We start from the raw sequence: 13,950 nt of genomic DNA on the forward strand, positions 1-13,950 counted from the left end.
CTCGTTCGGTTACGCACTTTGGAAACTGCATCGTCGTGTTGCAATGCAGCATTTATCTGGAAGCAATGCGGCAGTTTGACGAAAGATCCCATTGCCCGTTCAATAGCCGAGAGGAACGGTCCACACACCACCGCCACAAACGCGCCTAAATCCCGGCTCAACGCGTCAACCATCCGAGGCCGCAGTCAGGTCCAACCCCATGTCGACAATCGAAACCGCCGCCGAACCACAGCCGGCACGAGGGAAATTCGTACTGGCCGTGGGGCGATTGGCGGAACCGCGCATCCTCGGTCCTGCCGTCGGCGCCGGCCTCGTCGTCATTGCAGCGCTCGTCATTCACGCAATCAGCGGCCAGATCCACCTCAACGATATCAAGGCGGCGCTGGACGCCGTCACCTTGCCGACGATCGCGCCGGCCCTTGCGCTGACGCTTCTCAGCTTCATGGCCATGGGCATGTATGACGTGATGGCCGTGCACCGGGTGGCGCCCGAGCGCGTTCCGGCGCGCTTTGCCGTGTTCGCGGGACTGGTCGGCTACGGCATCTCGAACGCGATCGGCTTCAACGTCATCGTCGGCGGCCCGGTGCGCTACCGTATCTATCAGGCCGCGGGACTGGATGCTGCCGATGTCGGGCGCATCGTCGGCATTTCCTTTCTGACCTTTACATCCGGCATCGTCGCCGTTCTCGGTGCGGCCATGATGTTCGACCGCACGGGCCTGCCCTTCCTGCATGTGCTTGGACCCGGCACGGATCGCCTGCTCGGCGCGGGGATCCTCGTGCTTCTGGCCGCCGCAATCGTTTGGTTGTCGCGCGCGCCACGTGAGCTCGCCCTCTTCGGCTGGCGTCTGCCATTGCCGACGGCCAAGTCCGCACTGGCGCAGATCGTGATTGGTGCCGTGGACATCGGTGCCGCAGCCGGTGCGCTTTACGTGCTGCTGCCGGCCGACATCGCGCCGGGCTACGCCGTGTTCCTCTTGTTGTTCGTCGCCGCGATCCTCGCCGGCATCGTCAGCCATGCGCCGGGCGGCATCGGCGTTCTGGAAGCGACCGTTCTGCTCGGCCTCGGCGCCGGAACGCGGCCCGATGTGGTTGCAGCGCTGATCATCTTCCGCCTCGTTTATTACGTGCTGCCGCTTGTGCTGGCTGCGGGCGCGCTGCTTGTTTTCGAAATCTACCGCGCGCGCCATTCGGTGCTGGCGGCTTCAAACAAGACCTACCGCGTGTCGCGGCGCATCGTGCCGCCGATCCTCGCAGTCATGGTGTTTCTCGGCGGCGTCGTTCTGCTTTTGTCGGGCAACCTGCCTGCGGAAGGCGATCGCACCGGCTTCTTGAGCGATGTTCTGCCCCTGCCCTTTGCGGAAGCGTCGCATCTGCTCGCAAGCCTCGTCGGCCTCTTCCTGATCATCCTGTCGCGGGGCCTCTATCGGCGCATCGCACGAGCGCGCAGTGTGGCAATCGGCCTGCTGCTCGCCGGCGCCGTGTTCTCGCTGTTGAAGGGCCTCGACTGGGAAGAAGCGATCATCCTGACGGCGGTCGCGGCCCTCCTCTTCGCCTACCGTTCCGTGTTCTACCGCAAGGGCGATTGGCGCAGCTTCCGGCCCAACGTGACCGTGCTGGCGCTGATGGCCATCGTTCTGGCCATGCTGACGCTGATCGGCTTTCTCGCCTACCGCCATGTCGATTATGATTCGGAACTCTGGTGGCAATTCGCCTGGGATGGCGATGCCTCACGCTTCCTTCGTGCAACGCTTGCGCTGATCATCGTCGCCGCAGCGATCGCCATCGACGGTGTCATCAACCGTCCGCATCCGCCGAAACTGGCCGGCACGCCGATCCCGCCCGCCGTCTGGCCGATCCTGCAGACGACGCCTCACACACAGCCCAGCATCGCGCTTCTCGGCGACAAGTCCTTTCTGGTGTCCGAGGACGAGAAAGCCTTCCTGATGTATGCCGTTTCGGGGCGCAGCTGGATTACCATGGGCGATCCCGTCGGCGATCCGGCATCCGGCCGCCGCCTCGTCTGGCGCTTTGCCGAGGCTGCGGATCGCGCCGGTGGGCGCGCGGTGTTCTACGGCGTCACACCGGAATGGCTGACCACCTATCTCGACCTCGGTCTCGCCATCCTCAAGATTGGCGAAGTGGCGCGTGTCGAGCTGCCGAACTTCACGCTCGACGGTCAGGCCCGCGCCGACTTTCGCTATGGCTACAAGCGCGCTGCACGGGAAGGCCTCGAATTCTCCATCATCCCGAAGGCCGAGATGCCCGCGCATATGGCCGAACTTCGATCCGTATCGGACGCCTGGCTTTCGACGAAAGTCGGTCACGAGAAAGGCTTCTCGCTCGGCCGCTTCGAAGACCGTTACATGGCCGAATTCGATTGCGCGGTGATCCGCAAGGACGGCGCGATCGTTGCCTTCGCCAATCTCTGGCGCAGCGGTGACAAGACCGAATTGTCGGTGGATCTGATGCGCTATCGCTATGGTGTGTCGAAGATCCTGATGGATGCGCTGTTCGCCCACCTCATGCTCTACGGCAAGGCGGAGGGCTACCAGTGGTTCAACCTTGGCGCGGCCCCGCTGGCCGGTCTCGCCGACCATCCGCTCGCATCCACCTGGAACCGGCTCGGCACTTTCATCTATCGTCGCGGCGACGAGTTCTACAACTTCGAGGGCCTGCGTGCTTTTAAGCAGAAGTTCGATCCGGTCTGGACGCCGCAATATCTCGCATCACCCAACGGCCTGCGCATGCCGCAGGTTCTTTATGACGTCACCAGCCTCATCTCCGGAAATCCCATCAGGATCCTCAAACGATGAAATCGGTCGCAACACTCGTTTTCGCTCTGCTTTGCGGCTGCAGCGGCTCGGCCTTTGCCCAAACAACGCCCCTGCCCGCACCCGTTGCCAAGCTGACAGCAAGCCGGCTGGAAGAGATCCCGGTTTACCGGCCGGCCGGCCGCGTCAAGGCGATCGTCGTTTACATCTCCGATAAATCAGGCTGGAGCGAGAAGGACGACGAGGCGGTGCAGGCACTGCTCGGCAACGACGATGCCGTACTGGCCGTCGATTTCGCGCACTATGCCGCCAATCTCGACGCGGATGACGGCGAGTGCCTTTATGTTGTGGGCGAAATCACCGACCTCGCCCAGGCCGCACAGCGCCAGCTCAACCTGCAAACCTATCGCCAGCCGGTGATCGTCGGCACCGGCGAAGGCGCGACTTTCGCTTATGCGGCCATCGCCGACTCGCCCGTCAACACGCTGGGCGGCGCAGTCGGCTCCGGCTTCGCCAATCGCCTCAATCTGCGCCTGCCCTTCTGTCCCGGCGCCTCCTCGAAGCGCCTCGAAGACGGCGGCTTCAGCTATGGTTTCGACAGCACCCTGCCGAACGACGCGCATCTTTTCGTTGCCGATGCCGATGTTGCCCAGATCGAGTCGGATGCCGAAGCGCAGGACAGGATCACCGTCAGTGCGCTGGATGACGACCCGATCGAACAGATCGTCGAGGCCGTCAGCGAACTCAGCGGTGCGGCCCACCCGTTCGGCGATCTGCCGGCCGTGGATCTGCCGTCCGATGACACTCCAAAGGCGCTCGCCATTCTCGTGTCCGGCGATGGCGGCTGGCGCGATCTCGACAAGACGATTGGCGATTATCTATCCACCCAGAGCATCCATGTCGTAGGCCTGGATTCGCTGCATTACTTCTGGGCGAAGAAGAACCCGAATGAACTGTCGCGCGATCTCGCCGCCATCATCAACGAAGCCGATCCGACCCACGACCTGCCCATCATGCTGATCGGCTATTCCTTCGGCGCCGACACGATCCCCTTCGCTTATCCCCTGTTGCCACAGGACATTCAGGATCGCACGAAGGTGCTGGCCCTGATGGCGCCTGGCCAGCACACCTCCTTCCAGGTCACCGTGTCGGGTTGGCTGGGCATCGATGACAGCGGCTATGACATCGTGCCGGCCATCGCCAAACTGCCGGCCGACCGCGTCATCTGCCTTTACGGCGAAGAAGAAGATGACGCCGCCTGCCCCGACCCCGCTTTGAAGGCCGTCACGGTGGTGAAGACCGAAGGCGGACACCATTTCGACGGGAACTACGAAGCCATCGCACAACGCTTCCTTGCCCGCCTGAAGCCCTGAAGCGGGTTGCCGCGCACAGACTTCTGACTAGATGATCGAAGGCAAGGCGGCACTGCCGCTCGATCATCAGGCGGGAACCTCATGACTGAAACTTTGCCGCGGGACAGCCTTGATCCCGCAAAGACCGCATTCTTTCTCGATTGCGACGGTACACTCGCTTCAATCGTCGACAAGCCCGACGCTGCCCGGGTCGAACCGGAAATCGTGGAGTGCCTGCGCATTCTCCATGCCGCCACTGATGGTGCCCTGGCCGTCATCTCCGGTCGCTCCATCGCGCAGCTCGACGTGATGCTCGCGCCGCTCGTTCTGCCCGTCGCCGGCGTGCATGGCATTGAGCGTCGCGATGGCGCAGGTGCCATCTATCGTCCCGAATTTGATGCCGCAGCGGTTCTGGAGATCGCCAGCCAACTTGATGCCTTTGCTGCCCAACATGAAGGGCTGGTGAGCGAAGTGAAATCGGCGTCGGTCGCGATCCATTATCGCATGCGTCCGGAACTGGAAGGCGAAGCGCTCAGCCTCATGTCCGAGATCGCCGCCGAACATGAAGACTTCCGCCTTCTGCGCGGCAAGATGGTCGCCGAACTCAGCGCCAGCCACCGCACCAAAGGCGATGCCATTGACGATTTCATGCTCGAAGCACCATTTCGCGACCGTCTGCCGATCTTCGTTGGCGACGATGTGACCGACGAAGATGGCTTCGCAGCAGTCGCCAGAATCAACGGTATCGGCATCAAGATCGGGGCCGGCACAACGTCGGCTTCACACCGCGTCGGCACGATGGATGACTTCCACGAGTGGCTGCGTCAGCTCTGTCAGGCATGGACGTCGGCGGTGCCGGCCCTATAGTTTTAGAGGCAGGTGAGACACGGTAATACCGTCGTGATTTCGTCACCCAAAGGGACGTGGGGACATATGCAGATTTTTCAGGGAATGCAGGCGTGAGCCGGCTCGTTGTTGTTTCAAACCGGGTCGGCAATCTCAGCAACCCAGCACAAACCGGCGGCCTCGCTGTTGCCATTTCTGAAGCCATCAAGGGCCGTGGCGGCATCTGGTTCGGGTGGGATGGCGTCACCGACGACAGTGGCGACGGATCCGCCACGATCGACACGGTCGGGAGCGTCCAGACCATTCTGAACCCGATCCCGGCAGCCGACTACGAAGCCTTTTATCTCGGCTTCGCCAACAGCGTGATCTGGCCGCTGTTCCACTACCGCTCCGACCTCGTGCGGTTCCAGCAAGACTTTTATGAAGGCTATCTGCGGGTGAACGAGCAGTTCGCCAACGCATTGATGCCGCATCTGAAGTCGGACGATCTCGTCTGGATCCACGACTATCATTTCCTTTCGATGGGCACCTATCTGCGCAATCTCGGTTGCGATGCGCGCATGGGATATTTCCTGCACATCCCCTTCCCGGGACCCGACCTGCTCGCAGCGCTCCCCAACCATGCCGGGTTCATCGAAGACCTGCTGCAATATGATGTGGTCGGCTTTCAGACCTCGGCCGATGTCGCGAACTTCAAGCGCTGCGTCGAGGAATTCACCAGCGCCGAGACCGACGAAACGGGCCTGATCCGCTTCCACGACCGGACCTGCGTTGCCGAACGCTTCCCGATCGGCATCGATGTCGATGCCTTCCAGGAAATGGCGGCGTCAAAGGCGGAAGCCGACTTCATCCACAGCGTCAAACTGAACCTCGTCGCCGAAAAACAGATGATCGGCGTCGATCGGCTCGATTATTCAAAGGGAATTCCGGCACGCTTCCAGGCGTTCTCGCAGATGCTCAACCGTTATCCGGAGATGAGCAAGAAGGTGTCCTTCCTGCAGATCGCGCCGCCCTCACGCGAAGACATCGGCGCTTATGCCGAAATCCGCGAAGAGCTCGAGCGTCTGTCGGGAACGATCAACGGCACCCATGCCGATTTCGACTGGACCCCGATCCGCTATATCCACCGTTCCGTATCGCGCGATCGTCTGGCCGCGATGCTGCGGGCGAGCGAGGTCGGTCTCGTGACGCCCATGCGCGACGGCATGAACCTCGTCGCCAAGGAGTTCGTGGCGGCACAGGATCCTGAAGACCCCGGTGTGCTGGTTTTGTCGCGCTTTGCGGGTGCGGCCGAAGAAATGCCCGAAGCTTTGATGGTCAACCCGTTCGACATCGATGAGATGGCCGAAATGTTCTATCAGGCGCTCAACATGCCGCTCGAAGAACGCAAGGAGCGCCACCACGCGCTGTTCGACCGCATTCGCCGCTATGACGTGAAGGCGTGGCAGGAAAGCTTCCTCGAAGCGCTCACCAGCCCGCGCGAATGGGCTGAAAAGCATGCCGTTCGCATCGCCGACAACGATTCGGTCGATCCGAATGCCGGCGGCCCTCAGGCTCCGTCCGGCCGCGTTCCGACGTAAAGCGCCGATCCCAGCATCGCGACGCCTACGGCCAACGCCGTGGGCCAGCGCGGCATGGCGGACACGTAGAAGATCGCATAGCCGGCTGCCATGCCTGTGAATGCCAGATATTTGGCGCGGCGCGGAACTGCGCCGGAAACCCGCCATGCCCGCAAGGACGGGCCGAAATGCGGGTGGTTCAAGAGCCAGGCCTCAAAACGGGGCGACGAACGACCGAAACACCACGCAGCCATGATCAGGAAGATCGTGGTCGGCAACAGCGGCAGGAAGGCACCCAGAATGCCGATGCCAGTGAGAATCATTCCCGCCGTGAGATAAAGCCCGCGCGCCCATTTGTTGGTGACGGGCACGATCGCTTCCGCACCGCCCGATGACGTGTGTTCAACAGGCGGCAGATCGCCCGGCTGTTGCATCACGCCGCAAACGCATCTTCGGCAAGACGCTGCACGCGCTGGAACGCGGCAACCGCACCCGCAATCACACGCGCCTCTCCCGCCTCGTCGAAGTCGGCGTCATCCAGGGCCGCCTGGAACGTCTTCCACTGCCGCCCGCGCCCTTCCGGCGAAGCGGCAAGATGGCGCGCGCCGAAGTCCTCGCCAAGACCAAGCTTGGCGGCTTCCTTGATCAGAAACGCCGCGCCGAGGTTCGACCCTTCAGCGACATAAAGCCAGCCAAAGCGCGTCGCCAGATCGTCGCTCAGGTCCACGGCGGGCATCGTTTGGGAGGGCTGGAGGTCAAGATCGTCCAGATCCGCTTCGATCATCGAAAGGCGGCAGCGCGCGGCAAGATCAGGCACCAGGTGCGCCAGCCGAGGATCGGCATACAAAGCCTGGATATCCCGATGAAATTGATGCTGCATGCCGAGAAACAGCGCGTAGCGATCGAGCGATGCGAAAGGCCGGCTTTCCATGATGCGGCTGTCGAGCCCTTCATGCGCCGCCTGCGTTTCGGTCTTCAAACGGCGTGACAGCGGCTGGGCCAGCGTGGTGGTTTCGGTCATTCAGTCTGGTATCCGGTCTTCATTCAGCCGATATGGCAAATCGCCGCCGTCCTTCAAGTCGCCTTCAGGCTTGAAGACAAGCGGTGCGAGTGGCACATGATGTCTTTGACAGATTTAAAGAAGTTATCATGGTCACCTATCTCGACGCTGCCACCGCACCCCTGCGCAACACCGGCCAGATCCGGCTCTATGATGAAGCCGCCTTCGATGGCATGCGCAAGGCCTCGCAGATGACGGCGCGGTGCCTCGATGCGCTGGTGGATCTGGTCAAGCCGGGCGTGCCCACAAACGCGATCGACCGCTTCGTGTTCGAGTTCGGCATGGATCATGGCGGCCTGCCGGCCACGCTGAACTATCGCGGCTTCAAGAAATCGACCTGCACCTCGATCAATCATGTCGTCTGCCACGGCTTTCCCGATGACAAGCCGCTGCGCGAAGGCGACATCGTCAATATCGACGTCACCTTCATCGTCGATGGTTGGCATGGTGATTCCAGCCGCATGTACCCCGTCGGGCAGATCAAGCGCGCTGCCGAGCGTCTTCTGGAAGTCACCCACGAATCGCTGATGCGCGGCATTGCCGCGGTCAAACCGGGTGCACGCACCGGTGCCATCGGTCATGCCATCCAGTCTTATGCCGAAGCCGAGCGCTGTTCCGTGGTGCGCGACTTCTGCGGCCATGGTGTCGGCCAGATCTTCCACGATGCGCCGAACATCCTACATTACGGCAATGCCAGCGAAGGCGTCGAGCTGCGCAAGGGCATGATCTTCACGATCGAGCCCATGATCAATCTCGGCCGACCGCATGTGAAGGTGCTGTCCGACGGCTGGACCGCCGTCACGCGCGACCGTTCCCTGTCCGCGCAATACGAGCACAGCGTCGGCGTGACCGATGATGGCTGCGAGATCTTCACCGCCTCGCCGGCCGGATTGTTCGCTCCGGGCATTGCGGTCTGAACCATGGCTGGCGCGGAAGAGGACTTCGATGAAGCGAGTTTCTTCCAGAGCCTGACAACGCGCTCGCCTTTCCCGGCCCAGCCTGCCAAAGCTGCGAACAAGCAAGCGACGGCCAAGAAGCCTCAGAAGGCTGACGCGCTCATCGACGAACCGGCGGAACTCACTCTCGACCTGCCGGCCGTCGCTGCAGCGACGGACACGCCTCCTGAAGACAACGCACCCGCTGCCGAGGTGCCGCTTTATCATGGTCATCGCGACCGCGTTCGCAAGCGGTTCGACAAGATCGGCGGCGAAGCTTTCGAGGATTATGAGCTGTTGGAGATCGCGCTCTTCGGCGTGATCCCACGCGGCGACACAAAGGACACCGCCAAGCGCCTCTTGAAACGCTTCGGCACCTTTGCCGAAGTGGTCGGCGCGCCGAAGCACCTTCTGCAGGAGGTGGAGGGCATCGGTCCGAACGCCGCGACAGACATCAAGGTGCTTGCCGCCGTCGCGCAGCGGATCGCACGCGGCGCGGTGATCCAGCGCGAAGCCTTGACCTCCTGGAACCTCATCCTCGAATATCTGCGTACTGCCATGGCGTTCGATGCCGTGGAGAAATTCCGGGTTCTGTATCTCAACAAGAAGAACCTGCTGATCGCCGACGAGGTGCAGCAGGAAGGCATCGTCGACCACACGCCGGCCTATCCCAGCAAGGTCGTCAACCGCGCCTACAATCTCGGCGCGACGGCCATCGTCTTGGTCCATAACCATCCATCCGGCGATCCCGAACCGTCCCGCGCCGACATCGACCTGACCAAAGCCATCATCGCCGCCGCCAAGAACCACAACATCGTCGTTCACGACCACATCATCATCGGCCGCAACGGCCACGCCAGCCTGCGCGGCCAGGGCTATATCTGAGGCTTCTTTTGGGAGGCCTGGAGCGCCGTCAGCGCGACACTACAGCTAAGAAAAAGGCCGCCTCGAGGGCGGCCTTTTCAGTTCCATGATGAAGCCGATCAGGCTTCCGAGGCGGGCTCTTCCACTTCCGTGGCAGCCTCTTCCTTGTCGGCCTTGGCGGCCTTCTTCTTCGGCGCAGCCTTCTTCTTGGCCGGCTTCTTTTCTTCCGCAGCGGCTTCCTTGGTTTCACCCTCGGCGCCAGCCTCGTCTTCCGACATCAGCTCTTCCTTGGAAACGCTCTTGTCGGTGACGTCGATCTGACCGAGCAGATGGTCAACCACCTTCTCCTCGTAAAGCGGCGCGCGGATGGACGCGAGCGCGCTGGGGTTCTTGCGGTAGAAGTCGAACACGTCCTGCTGCTGCGGGCCGGGATAGCGGCGCACGAAGTCGAACAAAGCGCGCTGCATTTCCTCGTCGGAAATCGTCACGCCGGCCTTCTCACCGATCTCAGCCAGCACGAGGCCAAGGCGCACGCGGCGCTCGGCCAGCTTGCGGTATTCGGCCTGAGCCTCTTCCTCGGTCGTACCTTCGTCTTCGAACGTCTGGCCGGCAGACTGCAGATCGCGCTGCACCTGGTTCCAGATGTTCTCGTACTCGGCTTCCACGAGCTTGGATGGCGCTTCGAACTGATAGGTGCCGTCGAGTGCGTCGAGCAGCTCGCGCTTCACCTTCTGGCGGGTCATCTGGCCATACTGGCTTTCGAGCTGACCCTTCACGATCTCGCGCAGACGCTCGAGCGATTCGATGCCGAGGGTCTTGGCGACCTCGTCCGTCAGTTCCATCTTGGCGGGAGCAGCGACTTCCTTGACGGTGATGTCGAAGGTCGCGTCCTTACCGGCCAGATGCGAAGCGTTGTACTGAGCCGGGAACGTGACGTTGATCACCTTCTCGTCGCCAGCCTTGAGGCCGACCAGCTGCTCTTCGAAGCCCGGGATGAACTGCTTGGAGCCGAGCACGAGCTGTGCATCGGAATCCTGGCCGCCCTGGAAGGCTTCGCCATCGACCTTGCCGAGGTAGTCGAGCGTGACGCGGTCGCCATCTTCGGCGGCGCCGTCCTTGGTCTCGTAGGAGCGGGCGGATTCTGCAACGCGCTGCAGACCTTCCTCGATCTCCTCGTCGGCCACGTCGTAAACCGGACGCGTGACCTTGATGCCGGAATAATCCTGCAGCTCGATCGCCGGGATGATCTCGTAAGCCAGCGAGAACTCGAAGTCCTTCTTGCCGGCCAGGATCTTGTCGGCTTCCGCCTCGTCCTCGGTCATGTTGACCTCGGGCTGCATCGCGGCCTTTTCGCCACGGTCAGCCAGGATGGAGCGGGTGGAGTCGTTCAGGATCTCGTTGACGACTTCGGCCATGAAGGACTTGCCGTACATCTTGCGAAGATGCTGCATCGGCACCTTGCCGGGACGGAAGCCGTTGATGCGTGCCTTGCCCTGCGCTTCGGAAAGACGGCCGTTCAGGCGCGATTCCATGTCACTGGCGGGCACAACCACCTTGATCTCGCGCTTCAGCCCGTCGTTGAGCGTCTCGGTAACCTGCATTCTTGAAACCTTCTTGTCGTTGCGTGCCACCGATGGCACGGCGAAATTCCGTCAGGGCGTTTCCGTAAATGGAGCCGGAACCGATGGTGCGGGTGGAGGGACTTGAACCCCCATGCCTTGCGGCGCTTGGACCTAAACCAAGTGTGTCTGCCAATTCCACCACACCCGCCTCGGAGCGGACAGCCCCTTGAAGCGGGGTTCCTATATCATCGCGATTGCAGCGTTCAAAAGGAAATTTGCCTTTTCTTTCGGCCATTTTGCCGCTTTTCCCGCAAAAGGCGAGTGCGCCGGCTCAATAAAGCGGTTCGCTGTAGAGCGCGACGTCGCCATCATAGAGCGCCTTGATCTGCGCATCGCCTTCCTTGCCAACCGCAACCCGTATCGTGAAAGAGCGTTCCCCAAGCCGCCTTTCGATCGCGCGCCCCTCGCCTTCGGGCACATAAAAGCGCTCGAGACCGTAGCGGATGTTGAGGGTCTCGAGCCCCGTCTGCCAGCGATCGAAGCTCGTTCCGTTCAGGTCGATCTCGTTCGCCCCGAGCGGCTCATCCAATGGCGCACCGAGCCCAACCCCGACGATCTGCGCCGGCGCATGGTTCTCGCCGCGCTTCAGCCTGACGTAAACCGCGCCGACCACGTCATTGTCCCGCGGGCGGCTCGTTCGAACGCGATCAACCGGTATGCGCGAGATGTCATAGCTAAGCGCAACGTAATCGCCGCGCAGGAGATCGTGCGGATCGACAGGGACCGTGCGCAACGTGACTTCCTCGCCGTTTCGCAGCAAGGCCGCGCGGCTGTAGATTGCCGAAGACAAGAAGCCGATCTGCGCCAGCGCAACGACAATAGCCGCAACAAGAACCTTGGAGCGCCTGTTCATGGCGTTTCTCCCGCCTTCATGTCGGCCGGCTCGGTAACGTCGCGGCCAAACTCCTTTTCGAAGCGTCGAATCGCAACTGCGATGATTGCCAGCACCAGTCCCGAAGCGAGAAAGAAACTCGCCGTGTCGAGCATCGTGCCGAGATACACCGCGTAGAGATAAATGAGTTCTACCGCAAAGCCGGCATAAGCGAGCCGCCGCAGCCGACGGCTTTCCCGCCCTCCGGTCAGCAGCGCTGCAATCACACCGGCAAACACGACGACAGCCAAGAAAAACGCCGTTCCGAGTTGTTCGAACTTCATCAGCTGCAACAGCGCCATGGAAAGGAGGAAGCCGAACAAGCCCAGCACCGGCAAGGCCGCACCCAGCCGTGCCGCCCGCTCGGCAAGCCCTGGCCGAAACACAGCAAAGACGAAGACAGCCACCGAGAGCGAAGCCATGACGGTCGGCACAATCGGCGATGCCTGCTGCGTCATCGTCAACAGCGTGCCGTAAAGCAGCAGCGACAGAGCAATGAGCACGCGACCATAAGGGCTGCCGGTCCAGAAGCTCAGCACCCACAGCACCAGAGCGGCCGGCAGAAACCAGATCGAAGGCTGCGCGCTCGACCATATGCCGTTGCTGGAGCTCACCAGCCAGAATGCGGCGAGCATCACGCTACCCACCGTCAGGATGGGCGAGCGCAGCATCGCTGACGCGAAGGCGGTGCCTGCCGCCCAGATGGCGATCGCCTGAACCTCGTCACCGGTGATGTGGTACATCTGGCCGATCAGCGCGATCGAGGCGCCGAACGCGGCTGCGGCAATCATATAAAGAGACTCGCCCCAGACCACCGCGCCGCGCAGCTTGGTGACGGCACCGCCGATATAGCCGGCTGCAATCAAGACAAACAGCAGGGCGACGCGCACCAGACGCGGGATTGCTTCCCAGTTGGCCGCGACGAAAAGCAGGATGGCCGCCGCCAGCAAAATGGCCGCGAGCCCGCCGATCACCGAACCAAAGCTGATGCCCTTGCCGCGCCGTGCTTCGAGATCGTTCGTAAGACGCAGCGCGGTTTCAGCATCGATCAGCCCCGCGCTCGTCCAGCGGGTGATCTCAGCTTTGACGTTGTTGACATAGGAAGCCATGGCACCCTGTTCCTGGACGTTTGAAGCTTGGTCACGCGGAAAAGCGCATCCCCGCTAACGCGCCATTTAAATCCATTAATGTTGCGTTGCACAAAGCGCATCGCTGCCATGCAACATCGTCTGTTTCAATCACGCGGGGTCACGCATATCTTCCGCCTTGTCCGAAGCCAAGACGCCGACGACAGCAAGAAAAAAAGACTTCTAGGGTACGAAACAAATGAACATCATCCGCAACTACCGCAACTGGCGCCGCTACCGCGACACGGTTTCCGAGCTGAGCCGCCTTTCCAACCGCGAACTCTCCGACCTGGGCATCGCCCGTGGCGACATCCCGTTCGTGGCACGCAAGACGGTCTAATTGACCGCATGAGATTTCGCTGAGCCTACCTCCTCCCAGGTCTCAGCGAATAGGACCGGAACCTACCTCCTCCCAGGAACCGGTCACCTAAACGACACCTGCCCAACCTCCTCCCTGGGCAGGTGTCGCATCTAGGACCAGAATTTCGCCGTGATCGCACGGCAAGCGGTGAAAACCGCAAACGGAATTTCGCTGAACCTACCTCCTCCCAGGTTTCAGCGAATACGACCGGATCCATCCTCCTCCCAGGAACCGGTCACCCAAACGACACCTGCCCAACCTCCTCCCTGGGCAGGTGTCGCATTTGGAACCAAGAATTCAGCCGCCTCTGCGGCATGCGGTGAAAACCGCGACCCTTTCGCTGAGCCTACCTCCTCCCAGGTTTTCAGCGAATACGACCGGATCCATCCTCCTCCCAGGAACCGGTCACCCATACGACGCCTGCCGAACCTCCTCCCTCGGCAGGCGTCGCAATTGGGACCAGGAATTCGCCGTGATCGCACGGCAAGCGGTGCGAAAACCGCAAAACGGAATTTCGCTGAACCGACCTCCTCCCAGGTTTCAGCGAATACGACCGGATCCATCCTCCTCCCAGGAACCG

At 61.7% G+C, this 13,950-nt stretch carries 12 protein-coding genes and 1 tRNA gene; 7 read left to right on the plus strand and 6 right to left on the minus strand.

All coding sequences use genetic code 11. The features are described 5' to 3' along the window. Positions 1-199 precede the first annotated feature (199 nt). From mprF to JYU29_RS08140, 4 genes are all read left to right on the plus strand, one after another. Positions 200-2,815 carry a bifunctional lysylphosphatidylglycerol flippase/synthetase MprF gene (mprF, locus tag JYU29_RS08125; protein ID WP_213984152.1) on the plus strand — a complete coding sequence of 872 codons (2,616 nt, stop codon included), beginning with the start codon at positions 200-202 and terminating at the stop codon, positions 2,813-2,815. Continuing rightward, complete coding sequence (locus tag JYU29_RS08130; protein ID WP_213984153.1) at positions 2,812-4,146, plus strand: virulence factor family protein; 1,335 nt, start codon at positions 2,812-2,814, stop codon at positions 4,144-4,146. The genes mprF and JYU29_RS08130 overlap by 4 nt, the downstream gene beginning before the upstream one ends. Positions 4,147-4,227: 81 nt before the next feature. Then, a complete protein-coding gene (gene otsB / locus JYU29_RS08135) occupies positions 4,228-4,992 on the plus strand; it encodes a trehalose-phosphatase (RefSeq protein WP_213984154.1) in 765 nt (254 codons plus the stop codon). A 92-nt stretch (positions 4,993-5,084) separates the two neighbouring features. Further along, a complete protein-coding gene (locus tag JYU29_RS08140; RefSeq protein WP_213984155.1) occupies positions 5,085-6,551 on the plus strand; it encodes an alpha,alpha-trehalose-phosphate synthase (UDP-forming) in 1,467 nt (488 codons plus the stop codon). Here the strand turns inward: JYU29_RS08140 and JYU29_RS08145 are convergent. Further along, positions 6,521-6,853 carry a YbaN family protein gene (locus JYU29_RS08145; protein ID WP_250157310.1) on the minus strand — a complete coding sequence of 111 codons (333 nt, stop codon included), beginning with the start codon at positions 6,851-6,853 and terminating at the stop codon, positions 6,521-6,523. The genes JYU29_RS08140 and JYU29_RS08145 overlap by 31 nt on opposite strands. 110 nt (positions 6,854-6,963) lie before the next feature. Next, positions 6,964-7,551, minus strand: coding sequence for a biliverdin-producing heme oxygenase (locus JYU29_RS08150; protein ID WP_213984156.1), 588 nt, complete (start codon positions 7,549-7,551; stop codon positions 6,964-6,966). 128 nt (positions 7,552-7,679) lie between these two features. Between JYU29_RS08150 and map the strand changes: the two genes are divergently transcribed. Both map and radC read left to right on the plus strand, forming a co-directional pair. Then, positions 7,680-8,507 carry a type I methionyl aminopeptidase gene (map, locus tag JYU29_RS08155; protein WP_213984157.1) on the plus strand — a complete coding sequence of 276 codons (828 nt, stop codon included), beginning with the start codon at positions 7,680-7,682 and terminating at the stop codon, positions 8,505-8,507. Positions 8,508-8,510: 3 nt separating this feature from the next. Then, positions 8,511-9,410 carry a RadC family protein gene (radC, locus tag JYU29_RS08160; protein WP_213984158.1) on the plus strand — a complete coding sequence of 300 codons (900 nt, stop codon included), beginning with the start codon at positions 8,511-8,513 and terminating at the stop codon, positions 9,408-9,410. A 98-nt stretch (positions 9,411-9,508) separates the two neighbouring features. Here radC and tig read toward each other — a convergent pair whose 3' ends face one another. The 4 genes from tig to JYU29_RS08180 all read right to left on the minus strand — a co-directional run bounded on the left by tig (position 9,509) and on the right by JYU29_RS08180 (position 12,991). Beyond that, positions 9,509-10,990, minus strand: coding sequence for a trigger factor (gene tig, locus JYU29_RS08165; RefSeq protein ID WP_213984159.1), 1,482 nt, complete (start codon positions 10,988-10,990; stop codon positions 9,509-9,511). A gap of 84 nt (positions 10,991-11,074) precedes the next feature. After that, a tRNA-Leu gene (locus JYU29_RS08170) sits at positions 11,075-11,159 on the minus strand. A 123-nt stretch (positions 11,160-11,282) separates the two neighbouring features. Then, positions 11,283-11,864, minus strand: coding sequence for a GDYXXLXY domain-containing protein (locus JYU29_RS08175; protein ID WP_213984160.1), 582 nt, complete (start codon positions 11,862-11,864; stop codon positions 11,283-11,285). Further along, a complete protein-coding gene (locus tag JYU29_RS08180; protein WP_213984161.1) occupies positions 11,861-12,991 on the minus strand; it encodes a DUF2157 domain-containing protein in 1,131 nt (376 codons plus the stop codon). Before JYU29_RS08180 ends, JYU29_RS08175 begins: the two co-directional genes overlap by 4 nt. 217 nt (positions 12,992-13,208) lie before the next feature. On the opposite strand from JYU29_RS08180, the gene JYU29_RS08185 reads away from it, so the two are divergent. Then, the gene (locus JYU29_RS08185) at positions 13,209-13,349 is read left to right on the plus strand and encodes a DUF1127 domain-containing protein (protein WP_189502291.1); all 141 of its coding nucleotides are present in this window, start codon (positions 13,209-13,211) and stop codon (positions 13,347-13,349) included. The last annotated feature ends 601 nt before the right edge of the window (positions 13,350-13,950 follow it).

Origin of the sequence: Tianweitania aestuarii, assembly GCF_018457165.1 — a bacterium.
In the GTDB taxonomy this organism is placed as follows: domain Bacteria; phylum Pseudomonadota; class Alphaproteobacteria; order Rhizobiales; family Rhizobiaceae; genus Tianweitania; species Tianweitania aestuarii.

What these genes read in the sequence shown, in the direction of transcription:
- radC (WP_213984158.1), top strand. Translation starts at nt 8,511, where the DNA reads ATGGCTGGCGCGGAAGAGGACTTCGATGAAGCGAGTTTCTTCCAGAGC.
- otsB (WP_213984154.1), top strand. Translation starts at nt 4,228, where the DNA reads ATGACTGAAACTTTGCCGCGGGACAGCCTTGATCCCGCAAAGACCGCA.
- JYU29_RS08185 (WP_189502291.1), top strand. Translation starts at nt 13,209, where the DNA reads ATGAACATCATCCGCAACTACCGCAACTGGCGCCGCTACCGCGACACG.
- map (WP_213984157.1), top strand. Translation starts at nt 7,680, where the DNA reads ATGGTCACCTATCTCGACGCTGCCACCGCACCCCTGCGCAACACCGGC.
- JYU29_RS08150 (WP_213984156.1), bottom strand. Translation starts at nt 7,551, where the DNA reads ATGACCGAAACCACCACGCTGGCCCAGCCGCTGTCACGCCGTTTGAAG.
- JYU29_RS08175 (WP_213984160.1), bottom strand. Translation starts at nt 11,864, where the DNA reads ATGAACAGGCGCTCCAAGGTTCTTGTTGCGGCTATTGTCGTTGCGCTG.
- tig (WP_213984159.1), bottom strand. Translation starts at nt 10,990, where the DNA reads ATGCAGGTTACCGAGACGCTCAACGACGGGCTGAAGCGCGAGATCAAG.
- mprF (WP_213984152.1), top strand. Translation starts at nt 200, where the DNA reads ATGTCGACAATCGAAACCGCCGCCGAACCACAGCCGGCACGAGGGAAA.
- JYU29_RS08180 (WP_213984161.1), bottom strand. Translation starts at nt 12,991, where the DNA reads ATGGCTTCCTATGTCAACAACGTCAAAGCTGAGATCACCCGCTGGACG.
- JYU29_RS08145 (WP_250157310.1), bottom strand. Translation starts at nt 6,853, where the DNA reads ATGATTCTCACTGGCATCGGCATTCTGGGTGCCTTCCTGCCGCTGTTG.
- JYU29_RS08130 (WP_213984153.1), top strand. Translation starts at nt 2,812, where the DNA reads ATGAAATCGGTCGCAACACTCGTTTTCGCTCTGCTTTGCGGCTGCAGC.